Origin of the sequence: Streptomyces boluensis (assembly GCF_009908195.1) — a bacterium.
Taxonomy (GTDB): Bacteria; Actinomycetota; Actinomycetes; order Streptomycetales; family Streptomycetaceae; genus Streptomyces; species Streptomyces boluensis.
Window position 1 is genome coordinate 1 of record NZ_JAAAHS010000213.1, and the last position, 13,092, is coordinate 13,092.

Consider the following 13,092-nt stretch of genomic DNA (forward strand, 5'->3'; position numbering starts at 1 on the left):
GGTGATCGTCGAGGGGCGGGGCTTGACCGCGTGGGCACGTGTTCACGAGCGTCGTCTTGCACTCTGCGGCGCCGGTCGCCAAGCTTGCGCCGTGGCTCGGACCTCGTGTCCCGGCATTCGCCCCGCGACCGCGGTGAATGGCCGCCGACCTGCCCGTGAACGGGACTCACGGCAGCGCCCGGCGGCGCCGCTGGCCGCGTCGCGCCGGACCATCCCGGGCCACCCGCCGCACGTTTCGGTGGGTGCGGCGCAGCCGACAGCGTCAGGCACGTCGACGGAAGCGAGTGAACCTTGAACTTCCTCACCATCGGTCATCGCGGAGTGATGGGCGTGGAGCCCGAGAACACCCTCCGTTCCTTCGTCGCCGCCGAGGAGGCCGGCCTCGACGTCATCGAACTCGACCTCCACCTGAGCAAGGACGGCGCCCTCGTCGTCATGCACGACGCCCTGGTGGACCGTACGACCGACGGGAAGGGGCCGATCGCCGAGAAGACCCTCTCCGAGCTGCGGGAACTCGACGCGGGGCGCGGTGAGCGGATCCCCGTCTTCGAAGAGGTACTGGACGCGGTGGGAGCACCGCTCCAGGCCGAGATCAAGGACGTGGCGGCGGCCCGCGCGCTCGCCGATGTGATGCGCCGGCGGGACCTCGTGGCGCGGGTCGAGGTGATCTCGTTCCACGACGACGCGCTCGCCGAGATCGCCCGCCTCGTGCCCGGGGTACGCACCGCGCTCGTCGCCAGCCGCTACGGCACCGATGTGGTGCAGCGCGCCGTGGCGGTCGGCGCGACCACCCTCGTACTGAACATCCGCCGCCTCACCCTGGAGACGGTCGAGGCAGCGCGCAAGGCGGACCTCAGGGTGATCGGCTGGGTGGTGAACACCCAGGACCACCTGCGCCTGGTCCGCGCCCTGCAACTCGACGGCGCGACCACGGACTACCCGGAGATCAAACGGACCGGCAGATTCACCGCCTGAGCGCGCGCTCCCCGCGGCTCAGTCGCCGAGTTCCTTGACCAGCAGCTCGAACTGCAGGTCGTCGCGCTGCGGCAGACCGAAACGCTCGTCGCCGTACGGGAAGGGGGTCATCTCTCCCGTACGGCGATAGCCGCGCCGCTCGTACCAGCCGATCAGGTCGTCACGTACCGAGATCACCGTCATCTGCATCTGCCGCACGCCCCAGTCGGCGCGGGCCGCGCGCTCCGCCTCGGCGATGATCACCTTGCCGAGGCCGGCGCCCTGGAGGGCCGGGCTGACCGCGAACATCCCGAAGTAGGCGGCGGTGTCCCGGTGTTCGAGCTGGCAGCAGGCGACCGCGGTGCCGTCCCGCTCCACCACGAGGAGCCGGCTGGCCGGATCCTCGATCACCGCGAGGACCCCCTCCGGATCCGTCCGCTGCCCCTGCAGAATGTCCGCCTCCGTGGTCCAGCCTGCCCGGCTCGAATCGCCGCGGTACGCCGACTCTATGAGCGCGACGAGCGCGTCCACATCGGCGTGCGTGGCGTCACGGAAGGTCAGGTCACCGGTGGCGGTGCGGGAAGCGGTGTCCATGGAAACGGCCCTTCGGTCTCTCGGTCCGGACAGCCGGTCCGCCGGAGCGACCACGTGCGTACGCGGGGCATACGCACGGGCGTACACACGCACGTCCATAGCGCGTACGCATCGAACTACGGCTCTCCGGCCCGGCCCCGTCGAGCCTAACGCGCCCCTCTGACACCCCCTAGAGTCCGGCCCCATGGTTCACGTACTGAGCAGCCGCACCCTTCTCCGCCCCGTCGACCCCGAGCGCAGCCGGGCTTTCTACGGGGAGGCTCTCGGCCTCCCCGTCTACCGCGAGTTCGGCACCGGGCCCGAGCGCGGCACCGTGTACTTCCTCGGCGGCGGGTTCCTCGAACTGTCCGGCCGGGCGGAGCGTGCGCCGTCGCCGGGGGTGCGGCTCTGGCTGCAGGTGGCCGACGTCGCCGCCGCGCACGAGGAGTTGCGCTCCCGCGGGGTCGACGTGGTGCGCGAACCCCGGCAGGAGCCGTGGGGTCTGATCGAGATGTGGATCACTGACCCCGACGGCAACGACCTCGTCCTGGTCGAGGTGCCCGCCGACCATCCGCTGCGCTACCGCCCCTGACCCCCGCGCGACCCCACGTTCGGTGAACGGCCCGTGGCCACGCTGGGAATACCGGCTGTAACCGCCCGCTCCACCGCTCCCCCGGGGCGCCCTCACGCGCCCCCTGTGCGACACCGCACACCACGTGCGCGGGAACCCCGAGACGTACCGGGGGCGTCCCTGATTTGACCCTGATTCCCAGCCCAGCGACGCCCCTCGGTCACCACGCGCAGCGGTCGGACACTTATGCTGACCGCTCCCGTTAATACCGAGACCGCATCGAGAGTCTGGGCTGTACGTCGACCATGGAGCTCACATTGAGGGCGAATCTCCGATCCCGCATCGCCGCTCGGCTGGGGCGCAAGTACCTGTCCCGGATCCAGAAGCACGGAATCGGGGCGTCCACGATCTCGCTCCTGCCCGAGGCCCTGGTGATGCCGCTGAAGCGTGAGGGGCTCGACCCCGTACCGCAGCTGACCAGGACGCAGGAGCAGGAGCCGATCTCCAAGGTGCCGCTGCCGTTCGGCATGGACGCCTGGGTGGTCACGGGGCACGAGGAGGTGAAGGCGGTGCTCGGCGCGACCGACGGTTTCAGCACGGACTTCACCAACCTCGCGGGCAACGCGGGCCTGGTCGAGGAGCAGAACCCGGGCGGACTCGGCTTCGCGGACCCGCCGGTGCACACCCGGCTGCGCAAGATACTCACCCCGGAGTTCACCATGCGCCGCCTGCGCAGGCTGACTCCGCGGATCGACGAGATCGTCAACGACTGCCTGGACTCCATGGAGGGCGCTCCGGGTCCCGTCGACCTCGTGCAGTCCTTCGCCCTGCCGATCCCGTCCCTGACGATCTGCGAACTGCTCGGCGTTCCCTACGAGGACCGGCACGACTTCCAGCAGTTGAGCATGGCCCGCTTCGACCTCTCGGACGGCGCGATAGCGCCCTTCGGCCACACCTCCGCCTCGCTCGACTACTTCCGTGACGTCGTCAAGAAGCAGCGCGAGAACCCCGGCGACGGCCTGCTCGGCATGATCGTCCGCGAGCACGGCGACAGCGTCGGCGACGAGGAGCTCGCCGGTCTCGCCGACGGCGTCCTCACCGGCGGCTTCGAGACCACCGCGAGCATGCTGGCCCTCGGTTCGCTCGTCCTGCTCCAGGACCCCGAGGCGTTCGCCCGGGTCCGGGACGACGACGCGGCCGCGGCCCCCTTCGTGGAGGAGGCTTTGCGCTACCTGACCGTGGTGCAGCTGGCGTTCCCCCGGTTCGCGCGGGAGGACATCGAGATAGCCGGGGTGCACATCCCCAAGGGCGACATGATGTTGTGCTCCCTCAGCAGCGCCAACCGCGACCCGCGCTTCACCGGCGGACCCGGCTCTTTCGACCCGCACAACAAGGCCTCAGGACACCTCGCGTTCGGGTACGGCATCCACCGCTGCATCGGCGCCGAGCTGGCCCGCATGGAGCTGCGCGCCGCCTACCCCGCGCTGCTGCGCCGCTTCCCCGAGATGAAGCTGGCCGTGGCCCCGGACGAGCTGTCCTTCCGCAAGCTGTCCATCGTGTACGGCGTGGAGTCCCTGCCGGTGCACCTGCGCTGACCCCCGCGCACGCCACGCCCACCACGCGGCTCCCCCGGTGCCCTAGGGGACGTCTCTCCGATCTTTGCGGGCCCGCGACGCTCCCCCAGCCTTCGGCCGGGAGGTGCCCCCAGGCACGGCACCTCGACGCACGCCCGAACCACCCAAGTACGTCCAGTACGAGGGCGATCCGGGCGCACGCCGATGCACCGTCCCCCAAGCTCTCGGCTGCGCTCGAGCAGGGAGGTACCCCCTCGACGCCGCGGCCTGATCCACAAAGATCGGAAAGACGCCCCCTAGCTCCTCCCCGGTGTGAACCCGCCGTTCCGTGCTCCCCGCGTACACCCGTGCGCCGCGTAGGGCACCACCCCACCGGGCATCGACCTGTCGACACGCGGAACTGCCGATACGTCGACGGTGGCGGAGGGGGAGGTGTGCCGTGCACGGACCGGCACTGGCCGGGTGGCTGCTCGTCGCGTTGTGCGCGGCGACCGGGGCGTACTGCCTGCTGCGGATGCGCAGCCCGGTCGTCGAACAGCGCAGCGCGGCGGGCGGTGAGGCCCTGATGGGGTTCGGTATGGCGGCGATGGCGGTCCCCGCCGCGGTGTTCGGACCGCCGCGCTGGGCGTGGCTCGTCTTCGGGCTCGTCTTCGGCGCGGCCGCGGTCCGCGCGCTGTGGGCGGCCCGCACCGACGCCCACCATCTCCACCATCTCGTCGGCTCGCTCGCCATGGTCTACATGGCGGTGGCGATGGCCGCCGCTCCGGCGGGCGGCTCGGCGCACAGCGGGCACGGCGGCCCGTCCGGCGTCCCGCTGATCACCGGTCTCCTGCTGCTCTACTTCGCCGGGTACGTCCTCAGGGCCGGGGTACGACTCGTGCCCGTCCCGGCACCGGCCGGGGCCGGACCCGCTCCTCGACCTGGCCTCGCCCTGTCCTGGGGCGACCGGGCCGAACTCGCCCTGGCCTGCCGCCTGTCCATGGGTATCGCCATGTTCGCGATGCTGCTGACCATGTGAACGGACCTGTGCGGGCGGCCAGTCGGGGTGACACATGAGCGTGTGCGGGCGGCCGGTCGGGGGTGGGCGCAGATGTCCTTGACGCCCCGCCGCGAAACCGTGGCGTACGTCACTTGACGGCGCAGGCCATACCGTCGGGTAGCAAGCGCTCATAGGGTGGGGTCATGTTGGTCCCCGTCGCCTTGCTCATGCTCGGCGCGCTGACCGCCGTCGTGGGCCCGAGACTTCTCGCGCGCGCCGAATGGCCGGAGCGCGAACCCGTGGTGGCCCTGTGGGTGTGGCAGTGCGTGATCGCCGCCGTGCTCCTCTGCTGCGGACTGTCCATGACGCTGAGCGCGGCCGCCGCGTGGCAGGCCGTACGCGGCCAGGTCTTCGCCCCCGCGCCGCAGGGCGTGATGGAGGCGTACGCGCTCTCCGCCACCGGTCCCTGGGCGGCCGCCACCGCGGTGACCCTCGCCCTTGGCGCCGTGTGGACCGCCGCGATGCTGTCCCGTGAGGTGTTCCGGGCCCGCGCCCGGCGGCGCGGCCGGCGCGCCGAACTCCTGGTCCGTTCACCGCTGCTGCCCGGCGAGGAACCCGGCACGGACCGTCTGGTCGTCCTGGAGGGCGAGCGCCCCGACGCGTGGTGGCTGCCCGGCGCGGCCCCTCAACTGGCCATCACCACCGCCGCGTTGCGTCGCCTGAAGGGCCGTCAGCTGGACGCGGTGCTCGCCCATGAGCAGGGCCACGCGCAGGCCCGGCACGACTGGCTGCTGCACTGCTCGGGCGCGCTCGCCAACGGCTTCCCGCAGGTGCGGGTGTTCGCCGCGTTCCGCGACGAGATGCACCGGCTCGTGGAGTTGGCCGCCGACGACGTGGCCTCGCGCCGCTTCGGGCGCCTGACGATCGCGCTGGCCCTCGTCGAACTCAACGAACACCGTGGCGTGTTCGGCCCCTGCCCCAGCGCCGAGGCCCAAGTCCCGCAGCGGGTGCACCGGTTGCTGGCCCCGCTGCCCCGACTCACGGCGGGGCGCAGGCTGCGGCTCACCGCGGCGGCCGCGCTGGTCCCGGTGATCCCCCTTCTGGTGACGTTCGTCCCGGGCCTCAGCGCCCTCGGCTGAACCGCGCGCCCGGCCCGGCGAACGGGTGTGGCGGCGCGCGAGGTTGGCCCGTACCGCCGCCCGTCGGCGAGGATCTTCGTATGCACTCCGCTCCGCAGGACCCCGAGGCGCCGCAGGACCCCGAAACACCGCACGACCCAGAAGCGCCACAGAACTCCACTCCGCCGCCGCACGGCACCGCCGCGGCCAAGACTTCCGCCGCGTGGTGGGGAGCAGGTGTGCTCGGCACGCTCTCCGTGCTGCTGCTGTGCGCGGTGGCCGCCTCCTGGGCGCCGCTGCTCGACCTCGACGACTCGCTGGCCCGCACCACGCACCGCTGGGCGGTCGCGGACCCGGCACTGACGCACGCCAACCGCATCCTCACCGACTGGGTCTGGGACCCGTGGACGATGCGGGCGCTGTGCACGGCCCTCGTCATCTGGCTGTGGCTGCGCGGGCACCGGCGGCTCGCGGTGTGGACGGGGGCGGCCTGCCTTGTCGCGACGATCTTCCAGCAGGTCCTGAAGGCGGTCGTCGGGAGGGAGCGGCCCAGCTGGCCGGACCCGGTGGACAGCGCGAACTTCGCGGCGTTCCCCTCCGGGCACGCGATGACGGCGACGGTCGTGTGCGGCCTCTTCGTCTGGGTCCTGAAGCGGCTCGGCACCGGTCCGGCCGTACGCCGCGCGGTGCTCGCGGTCGCCGTGGTCTCCGTGCTCGGGGTGGGCCTGACCCGGGTCTGGCTCGGCGTGCACTGGCCGTCGGACGTGGTCGGCGGCTGGCTGTTCGGCGCGTTCCTGGTACTGCTCTGCCCCCTCCTGTACGGGCGGCGTGCGCAGCCGGGGCGTCCTTGACCGCACCGGAGCGGGCGGCCGACGATCGGCACATGGCGATCAAGGGCGTGCTCTTCGACTTCTCCGGGACCCTGTTGCGGATCGAGTCCACCCGTTCCTGGCTCGGCGCGGTCCTCGACGAGGCGCAACTGCCCGTCGCCGAGAGCGAGTTCGAGCGTCTGGTGGCGGAACTGGAACGAGTGGGCGCGCTGCCGGGCGGCGTGTTCCCGGACACGGTCCCGGAGCATCTGGCCCAGGTGTTCGCCACCCGCGACGAGAGCGCCGAGCTGCACCGCGCCGCCTACACGGGCCTCTCCCGCCAGGTGGAACTTCCCGCTCCGGAACTCCACGACGCCCTGTACGCACGCCATATGACCCCGGCCGCCTGGCGCCCCTACCCGGACACCGCCGAGGTCCTCGCGAGCATCGAGGAGCGCGGCCTCCGGATCGCGGTGGTCAGCAACATCGGCTGGGACCTGCGCCCGGTCTTCCGCGCCCACGGACTCGACGGGTACGTGGACGCGTACGTCCTGTCGTACGAGCACGGCGTGCAGAAGCCGGACCCGCGGCTGTTCTCCGTGGCCTGCGAGGCGCTGGGCGTGGCGCCGCGGGAGGCGTTGATGGTCGGGGACGACCGGCGCGCGGACAGCGGCGCGGCGGGTCTCGGCTGCGCCGTGCACTTCGTCGACCACCTGCCGGTCGACCGACGCCCGGCGGGCCTGCGACCGGTACTCGGGCTCGTGGACGGTACGGGGTGAACGGACCGCACCCCGCCGCACGGACCGCACGCACCCCTCACGCCACACGTGCCCGAGCCTGCCCGGACGGCCGGGCGAAGGCCGCCAAGCCCGCCGTCCCAGCCCGGCCCGCCCCGGTGTTACCGTCCCCGGATGATCGTCTGGATCAACGGCGCGTTCGGCAGCGGCAAGACGACCCTCGTCGAGAACCTGCACCGGCGGCTGCCGTCGGCGCTCGTCCTCGACCCTGAGGACGTCGGCCAACTGCTGCGCCGCATCGTCGAGGTGCCGACCGGCAACTTCCAGGACCTGCCGCTCTGGCGCCACCAGGTCGCCGAACTCGCCGTCGGCCTCGTCGCGGAGTACGAGCGTCCGCTCCTTGTGCCCATGACACTGGTCGACCCCCGCTACATCGACGAGATCTTCGGCGCGATCGACCGGGCCGGAGTCCCGCTCCACCACCTCTTCCTGCGCGTACCGCCCGAGGAACTTCACCGCCGGATCGAGCGACGGACGGTCGTACCCGGCGATCCGGAGCGCGACGCGGCCGTCGAGCAGTGGTGCAAGGCGATGGTCGAACCGTGCACGTCCGCCGTCGCCACGCTGCCCGCCCGTACCGTCCTGCTCGACGGCTCGCTCCCCCAACAGCGGCTGGTCGACGAGGTGTTGACGCTTCTGGGCGCCACCAGCGACGCCCCGGCACGGCCCGCCACGTGAGCGGTACGTGAGCGGTACGGACGAGGCGGCGCAGGGCTGGCCCGACCGGCCCGGTGACACCGCCCTCACCATCAAGGTGCCGGTGGCCGACCCTTTGGTGCGGGCGCCGTTCCCCGCCCATGTCACGGTGCTCTACCCCTTCCTGCCCGAGAGCCGGCTGGACGCCGACACCGAGGCGCGGCTCGGCTCGCTCCTCGCCGAGCACGAGGAATTCGAGCTGACCTTCGCCGAGTTCGGCCGCTATCCGGGCGTCCTGTACCTGGACCCGTGGCCGCATGACCCCGTCACCGCGCTGACCAAACGGCTCACCGCGTGCTGGCCGGAGGCGGTGCCGTACCGGGGGATCTTCGGTGAGACCGCCCTGGCCCCACATCTGACCCTCGCCAACGACGCGGGCCCCGACACCTGGCGCTCCGCCTATGACGCCCTGGAAGCGGAACTGGCCCCGCACCTGCCGCTGACTGTCCGCGTGCGCGCCGTCGACCTGATCGTGTGGGACGGCCAGGCCTGGCGGGACCGTAACGCATACCCCCTGCACGGCGGTTCGGGGCCGTAGGGCGTACCGCGTGCCCGCCAGGGGCGTCTCCCCCTAAACGGCGGTCGAGGACGACTCCTTGGTGGTCCCGTGCCAGTACGCGGCGTACTCCGAGGTCTGGCGCAGTATGCGGTCGGGCTCGGGCGGCGCGGGCCAGAACTGGAGGAGGTAGCGGTCGACCTGCTCCTGGTCGATACGCGTGTCCAGCTCCCGGGCCGCGTCCATGCCCAGCGCGCAGTAGCGCACCCGGAGGTCGGTCTCGCTCAGCCCCAGTGCGTACACCCGCTCGCCGCCCCACTCCTCCAGGGCCGCGTCCGCCGAGCCGGGCCGGAATGACACCTCGACGACGTCCTCCCAGACCGGGTCCAACTCGGGGGCGCTGTCGTGCACTTCCACGGTGAAGCCGACGTTCCCGGTGTGCAGGCCGGTGACCAGCCAGAGCGCCCCTTCCTCGGCGGCGCCGCACAGCCCTGACGTCTGGCCCTCGAAGGCATCGTCCAGGTCAGGGGTCTCGTCGTCACTCACCACGTAGATCTGGCCGTAGTGAACGTGGACCTCGCCGTCGACCGGCTTGTGCAACAGCATCGCGCTCTCCCTCGTGTTCGGCCGCCGACTCCGACGGCCCACTCACGAGGCTAGGGGCAGGCACTGACATCGCCCCAACTCCGGTGGCGTGACGGGCTTTCACGCGGTTCTCGGTCAGGATGTGACGCCGACAGGTCAGCGGGTACGCGCGTAGTGGCGGCGTGCCTTTTCGCGGTTGCCGCAGACGGCCATCGAGCACCAGCGGGCGCGGTTGGCGCGGCTGCGGTCGAGCAGGAACAGCCTGCACTCGTCGTTGGCGCAGGGCCGTAGCCGGCCGGGCAGTTGCTGTTCCGTGGCGGCCCAGGCGAGTACCGCCTCGACGGCGAGCCGGGAGTGCGGTGGCGTCTCGACCGTCCACCGAAGACCGTCCGAGGTGAACTCCGGGATCTGGCGGACCCCTTCGAGCAGCGGACCCAAAGCGGTGGGCGGGCTCTCCCCGCACACCACGTCCCGCAGGACGTCCCGCACCTCGCGCAGCAGCGCCAGCTCCCCGAGGGTGCCGTCGCCGCCTCGCTCGCGCGCCCAGCGCCTGCCTCCGGCCCGGTCGCCGAGCGCGTCCTGCTCCTCGCCGTCGACGAGTGGCCTGCTGTTGAGCAGGTCGAGGAGCACGTCCATCGGACACCGCCCTTCCTCTAACCAGATAGAACCCTTTGACAGGTTAGCCCATACCGTGCTTGCCTGAGCCCGGCTAACCAGATCAAGCGACTAAAGAGGTTAGAAATGAGCTCGGTGCACCACCGGACCGCCGCCGTCGACGGCCACGAGATCTTCTACCGCGAGGCCGGCCCCGCCGACGCTCCCGCGATCGTCCTGCTGCACGGCTACCCGACCAGCTCGTTCATGTTCCGCGAGCTCATCCCGCTACTGGCCGACAAGTACCGCGTCATCGCCCCGGACCACCTCGGCTTCGGCCACTCCGCCGCCCCCGGCGCCGAGGAGTTCACGTACACCTTCGACGCGCTCGCCGAACTCACCTCCGGCCTGCTCGACCAACTCGGCCTGGACCGCTACGCCCTGTACGTGCAGGACTACGGCGCCCCCATCGGGTGGCGCCTCGCGCTCAAGCACCCCGAGCGGATCTCCGCCCTCGTCACCCAGAACGGCAACGGATACGAGGACGGCTTCGTCGAGTCGTTCTGGGCCGACGTCTGGGCCTACGGGGCCGACCCCGGCCCGGACACCGAACCCGCCGCCCGCGCCGCGTTGAGCCTCGACGCCATTCGATGGCAGTACGTGCACGGCGTGCCCGACCCGAGCCTGGTCAGCCCGGACACCTGGGAGCACGACTTCGCCCTGGTCTCCCGCGAGGGCAACGACGAAGTCCAGCTCGCGCTGTTCCGCGACTACATGAACAACCGCCCGCTCTATCCACTGCTGCATGAATTCCTGCGCACCAGTGAGGTCCCGGTGCTCGCGGTGTGGGGCCGCAACGACGAGATCTTCGCCCCCGCCGGCGCACAGGCCTTCGCCCGCGACGCCAAGGACGCGGAGGTGCACCTGATCGACGGCGGCCACTTCCTCCTTGAGAGCCACTTGGACGTCGTCGCGGGTCACATGCGCGGCTTCCTCGGGCGGGTACTGGGCTGAGCGGACGCCTCGTTCCACCGGATGCCCCGTACCGCCCGCGTCCTTAGACTGCCGAATACGCCGACAGGGCCCGGAACGTCGGCATTCCTCAGCGCACCTCAATCCGCGCACCGCAAGGAGACACCACATGTCCAAGCGAGGGAACAAGCGTCGCGCCCGTAAGAAGAAGGGCGCCAACCACGGCAAGCGCCCCAACACCTGAGCCACGTACGCCGCGGCCCCCGTCCGGATCGGACGGGGGCCGCGGCGCGTGCTCGGCGGTTGCGGGATCCGCTAGCGGATCGGCAGGCCGGAGAGCGTACGGGCGATGACCAGGCGCTGGATCTCGCTGGTGCCCTCGAAGATGGTGTAGATCGCGGCGTCGCGGTGCATCCGCTCGACCGGGTACTCGCGGGTGTAGCCGTTGCCGCCGAGGATCTGGATCGCCTGGGCGGTGACCTTCTTGGCGGTCTCGCTGGCGTACAGCTTGGACATCGACCCCTCGGCCTTCTCGAACTTCTTGCCCGTCACCGCCATCCACGAGGCCCGCCAGACCAGGAGCCGGGCGGCGTCGACCTGGGTGGCCATGTCGGCGAGCTGGAAGGCGACGCCCTGGTTGTCGATGATCGGGCGGCCGAACTGCTCACGCGTCTTCGCGTACTCCAGGGCCTCCTCGTACGCGGCCCGCGCAGTGCCGACCGCCATCGCGCCGACGGCCGGGCGGGACGCCTCGAAGGTGGCCATCGCGGCGTTCTTCACGCGCTCGCCGCCCTTCTTGGCCTTCTCGCGGGCGCGGGCGAGGCGCTCGTCCAGCTTGTCCTTGCCGCCGAGCAGGCAGTGGCCCGGGACCCGGACGTTCTCCAGGACGACCTCGGCGGTGTGCGAGGCGCGGATGCCGTGCTTCTTGAACTTCTGCCCCTGGGACAGGCCCTCGGTGTCCGGCGGCACGATGAAGGAGGCGTGCCCCTTCGAGCCGAGCTCCGGGTCGACGGAGGCGACGACGACGTGGACGTTGGCGATGCCGCCGTTGGTCGCCCAGGTCTTGGTGCCGTTGAGGACCCACTCGTCCTTGGCCTCGTCGTACACGGCGCGGGTGCGCATGGCGGCGACGTCGGAACCCGCGTCCGGCTCGGAGGAGCAGAAGGCGGCGACCTTCACGTCGTTGGCGTCGCCGTACATCTGCGGGACCCAGGTTCCGATCTGCTCCTCGGTGCCGTTGGCGAGGACGCCGACGGCGGCGAGGCCGGTGCCGACGATCGACAGGGCGATACCCGCGTCACCCCAGAACAGCTCCTCCATGACCATGGGGATGCCGAGGCCGGTCGGGTCGAAGAACTGCTGGGCGTAGAAGTCCAGGGAGTAGATGCCGAGCTTGGCGGCCTCCTGGATCACCGGCCAGGGGGTCTCCTCGCGCTCGTCCCACTCGGAGGCGGCGGGGCGGATCACATCCGCGGCGAAACCGTGGAGCCAGTCCCGGACCTCCTTCTGCTCGTCGTTCAGCTCCATGGTGAACTCGGCCATGACCCCTCCAACACCTTGTTACTTGCGGTAACCGGAGTCTGTTACCCGCGAGTAGCACCTGTCAACTCCCCGTCGGCCCCGAGCCGCCCGTTCGACGCGTTCGAGGAGGTGGAAGCGGGGGTGTTACGTTGCGCGTGCGTCACGGAAATCGCATGGGCGGGGAGACAAGCAATGGACACGACAGAACCGACCGAGCAGGCACGCTCGGCGGAACGCCGCAGGCGAGAGCTGCTCGAGGCCGCCGAGCGGGTCGTGCTCCGCGACGGCCCCGGAGCCTCGATGAACGCCATCGCCGCGGAGGCCGGCATCACCAAGCCGATCCTGTACCGGCACTTCGGCGACAAGGGCGGCCTGTACGCGGCGCTCGCCAAGCGGCACACCGACGCGCTCCTCGCCTCGCTGCGGGCGGCCCTGGACGCCCCGGCCGAGCGCCGCCAGCGCGTCGAGGCCACCCTCGACACGTACCTCTCCGCGATCGAGCACGCCCCGCAGGTCTACCGCTTCCTGATGCACCCGGCGGAGTCCGCCTCGGGCGAGCAGGGCTTCGACGTGGGCCTGCACTCCGCTCCCCTGCTGCGCCGCCTCGGCGAGGAGCTCGCCGAGGTCATCGCGGAGCGGGTCGACCTCGGGTCCGGGAGCGCGCAGCTCGCGCGGGTGTGGGGGCACGGCATTGTCGGCATGATGCATGCGGCCGGCGACTGGTGGCTCGGTGAACGGCCCTGCGGGCGGGCTGAGTTGGTGCGTAGCCTGGCGGATCTGCTGTGGGGACGCCTCGCCGAGGCCGGCGATCGTGCGGGCGGGCCCGGGTTCTGATTGGTTCCCCTCCCCGCCC

At 71.4% G+C, this 13,092-nt stretch carries 16 protein-coding genes; 12 read left to right on the top strand and 4 right to left on the bottom strand.

The annotated features are described in order from the left end of the window. Window positions 1-291 precede the first annotated feature (291 nt). Window positions 292-975: a glycerophosphodiester phosphodiesterase gene (locus tag GUY60_RS23715; RefSeq protein ID WP_161701100.1), complete on the top strand. Its 684-nt coding sequence runs from the start codon at window positions 292-294 to the stop codon at window positions 973-975. A gap of 18 nt (window positions 976-993) precedes the next feature. On the opposite strand, the gene GUY60_RS23720 is transcribed toward GUY60_RS23715, so the two are convergent. Further along, window positions 994-1,548, bottom strand: a complete 555-nt coding sequence (locus tag GUY60_RS23720; RefSeq protein WP_161701102.1) for a GNAT family N-acetyltransferase — start codon at window positions 1,546-1,548, stop codon at window positions 994-996. A 184-nt stretch (window positions 1,549-1,732) separates the two neighbouring features. Here GUY60_RS23720 and GUY60_RS23725 point away from each other — a divergent pair, with 184 nt between their 5' ends. The 8 genes from GUY60_RS23725 (at window position 1,733) to GUY60_RS23760 (ending at window position 8,609) form a co-directional block, all read left to right on the top strand. Then, the gene (locus tag GUY60_RS23725) at window positions 1,733-2,119 is read left to right on the top strand and encodes a VOC family protein (RefSeq protein ID WP_161701104.1); all 387 of its coding nucleotides are present in this window, start codon (window positions 1,733-1,735) and stop codon (window positions 2,117-2,119) included. Between the two features lie 284 nt (window positions 2,120-2,403). Next, window positions 2,404-3,693, top strand: coding sequence for a cytochrome P450 (locus tag GUY60_RS23730; RefSeq protein ID WP_161701106.1), 1,290 nt, complete (start codon window positions 2,404-2,406; stop codon window positions 3,691-3,693). Window positions 3,694-4,111: 418 nt separating this feature from the next. Next, complete coding sequence (locus tag GUY60_RS23735) at window positions 4,112-4,690, top strand: DUF5134 domain-containing protein (protein ID WP_161701108.1); 579 nt, start codon at window positions 4,112-4,114, stop codon at window positions 4,688-4,690. Between the two features lie 164 nt (window positions 4,691-4,854). Beyond that, complete coding sequence (locus tag GUY60_RS23740; protein WP_161701110.1) at window positions 4,855-5,790, top strand: M56 family metallopeptidase; 936 nt, start codon at window positions 4,855-4,857, stop codon at window positions 5,788-5,790. Between the two features lie 80 nt (window positions 5,791-5,870). Continuing rightward, entirely contained in the window at window positions 5,871-6,620 is a 750-nt protein-coding gene (locus GUY60_RS23745; RefSeq protein WP_161701112.1) for a phosphatase PAP2 family protein, read from the top strand. A gap of 32 nt (window positions 6,621-6,652) precedes the next feature. Further along, complete coding sequence (locus GUY60_RS23750; RefSeq protein WP_161701114.1) at window positions 6,653-7,357, top strand: HAD family hydrolase; 705 nt, start codon at window positions 6,653-6,655, stop codon at window positions 7,355-7,357. A gap of 132 nt (window positions 7,358-7,489) precedes the next feature. Further along, window positions 7,490-8,053 carry a P-loop nucleotide/nucleoside kinase family protein gene (locus GUY60_RS23755; protein ID WP_161701116.1) on the top strand — a complete coding sequence of 188 codons (564 nt, stop codon included), beginning with the start codon at window positions 7,490-7,492 and terminating at the stop codon, window positions 8,051-8,053. A gap of 7 nt (window positions 8,054-8,060) precedes the next feature. Further along, window positions 8,061-8,609: a 2'-5' RNA ligase family protein gene (locus GUY60_RS23760; RefSeq protein ID WP_161701118.1), complete on the top strand. Its 549-nt coding sequence runs from the start codon at window positions 8,061-8,063 to the stop codon at window positions 8,607-8,609. Between the two features lie 33 nt (window positions 8,610-8,642). Here the strand turns inward: GUY60_RS23760 and GUY60_RS23765 are convergent, their stop codons facing one another. Further along, window positions 8,643-9,173 carry a hypothetical protein gene (locus tag GUY60_RS23765; protein WP_161701120.1) on the bottom strand — a complete coding sequence of 177 codons (531 nt, stop codon included), beginning with the start codon at window positions 9,171-9,173 and terminating at the stop codon, window positions 8,643-8,645. A gap of 135 nt (window positions 9,174-9,308) precedes the next feature. After that, entirely contained in the window at window positions 9,309-9,788 is a 480-nt protein-coding gene (locus GUY60_RS23770) for a CGNR zinc finger domain-containing protein (RefSeq protein ID WP_161701122.1), read from the bottom strand. Between the two features lie 105 nt (window positions 9,789-9,893). Here GUY60_RS23770 and GUY60_RS23775 point away from each other — a divergent pair, with 105 nt between their 5' ends. Continuing rightward, the gene (locus tag GUY60_RS23775) at window positions 9,894-10,760 is read left to right on the top strand and encodes an alpha/beta fold hydrolase (protein WP_161701124.1); all 867 of its coding nucleotides are present in this window, start codon (window positions 9,894-9,896) and stop codon (window positions 10,758-10,760) included. A gap of 127 nt (window positions 10,761-10,887) precedes the next feature. Then, window positions 10,888-10,962, top strand: a complete 75-nt coding sequence (locus GUY60_RS39980; protein WP_372460710.1) for a 50S ribosomal protein bL37 — start codon at window positions 10,888-10,890, stop codon at window positions 10,960-10,962. A gap of 71 nt (window positions 10,963-11,033) precedes the next feature. On the opposite strand, the gene GUY60_RS23785 is transcribed toward GUY60_RS39980, so the two are convergent. Continuing rightward, complete coding sequence (locus tag GUY60_RS23785; RefSeq protein ID WP_161701128.1) at window positions 11,034-12,260, bottom strand: acyl-CoA dehydrogenase family protein; 1,227 nt, start codon at window positions 12,258-12,260, stop codon at window positions 11,034-11,036. A gap of 171 nt (window positions 12,261-12,431) precedes the next feature. Between GUY60_RS23785 and GUY60_RS23790 the strand changes: the two genes are divergently transcribed. Next, a complete protein-coding gene (locus GUY60_RS23790; protein WP_161701130.1) occupies window positions 12,432-13,073 on the top strand; it encodes a TetR/AcrR family transcriptional regulator in 642 nt (213 codons plus the stop codon). Window positions 13,074-13,092 lie beyond the last annotated feature (19 nt).

Coding starts and splice junctions, on each gene's coding strand:
- GUY60_RS23720 (WP_161701102.1), bottom strand. CDS start 1,548: ATGGACACCGCTTCCCGCACCGCCACCGGTGACCTGACCTTCCGTGAC.
- GUY60_RS23725 (WP_161701104.1), top strand. CDS start 1,733: ATGGTTCACGTACTGAGCAGCCGCACCCTTCTCCGCCCCGTCGACCCC.
- GUY60_RS23730 (WP_161701106.1), top strand. CDS start 2,404: ATGGAGCTCACATTGAGGGCGAATCTCCGATCCCGCATCGCCGCTCGG.
- GUY60_RS23740 (WP_161701110.1), top strand. CDS start 4,855: ATGTTGGTCCCCGTCGCCTTGCTCATGCTCGGCGCGCTGACCGCCGTC.
- GUY60_RS23745 (WP_161701112.1), top strand. CDS start 5,871: ATGCACTCCGCTCCGCAGGACCCCGAGGCGCCGCAGGACCCCGAAACA.
- GUY60_RS23750 (WP_161701114.1), top strand. CDS start 6,653: ATGGCGATCAAGGGCGTGCTCTTCGACTTCTCCGGGACCCTGTTGCGG.
- GUY60_RS23755 (WP_161701116.1), top strand. CDS start 7,490: ATGATCGTCTGGATCAACGGCGCGTTCGGCAGCGGCAAGACGACCCTC.
- GUY60_RS23765 (WP_161701120.1), bottom strand. CDS start 9,173: ATGCTGTTGCACAAGCCGGTCGACGGCGAGGTCCACGTTCACTACGGC.
- GUY60_RS23770 (WP_161701122.1), bottom strand. CDS start 9,788: ATGGACGTGCTCCTCGACCTGCTCAACAGCAGGCCACTCGTCGACGGC.
- GUY60_RS23775 (WP_161701124.1), top strand. CDS start 9,894: ATGAGCTCGGTGCACCACCGGACCGCCGCCGTCGACGGCCACGAGATC.
- GUY60_RS23785 (WP_161701128.1), bottom strand. CDS start 12,260: ATGGCCGAGTTCACCATGGAGCTGAACGACGAGCAGAAGGAGGTCCGG.
- GUY60_RS23790 (WP_161701130.1), top strand. CDS start 12,432: ATGGACACGACAGAACCGACCGAGCAGGCACGCTCGGCGGAACGCCGC.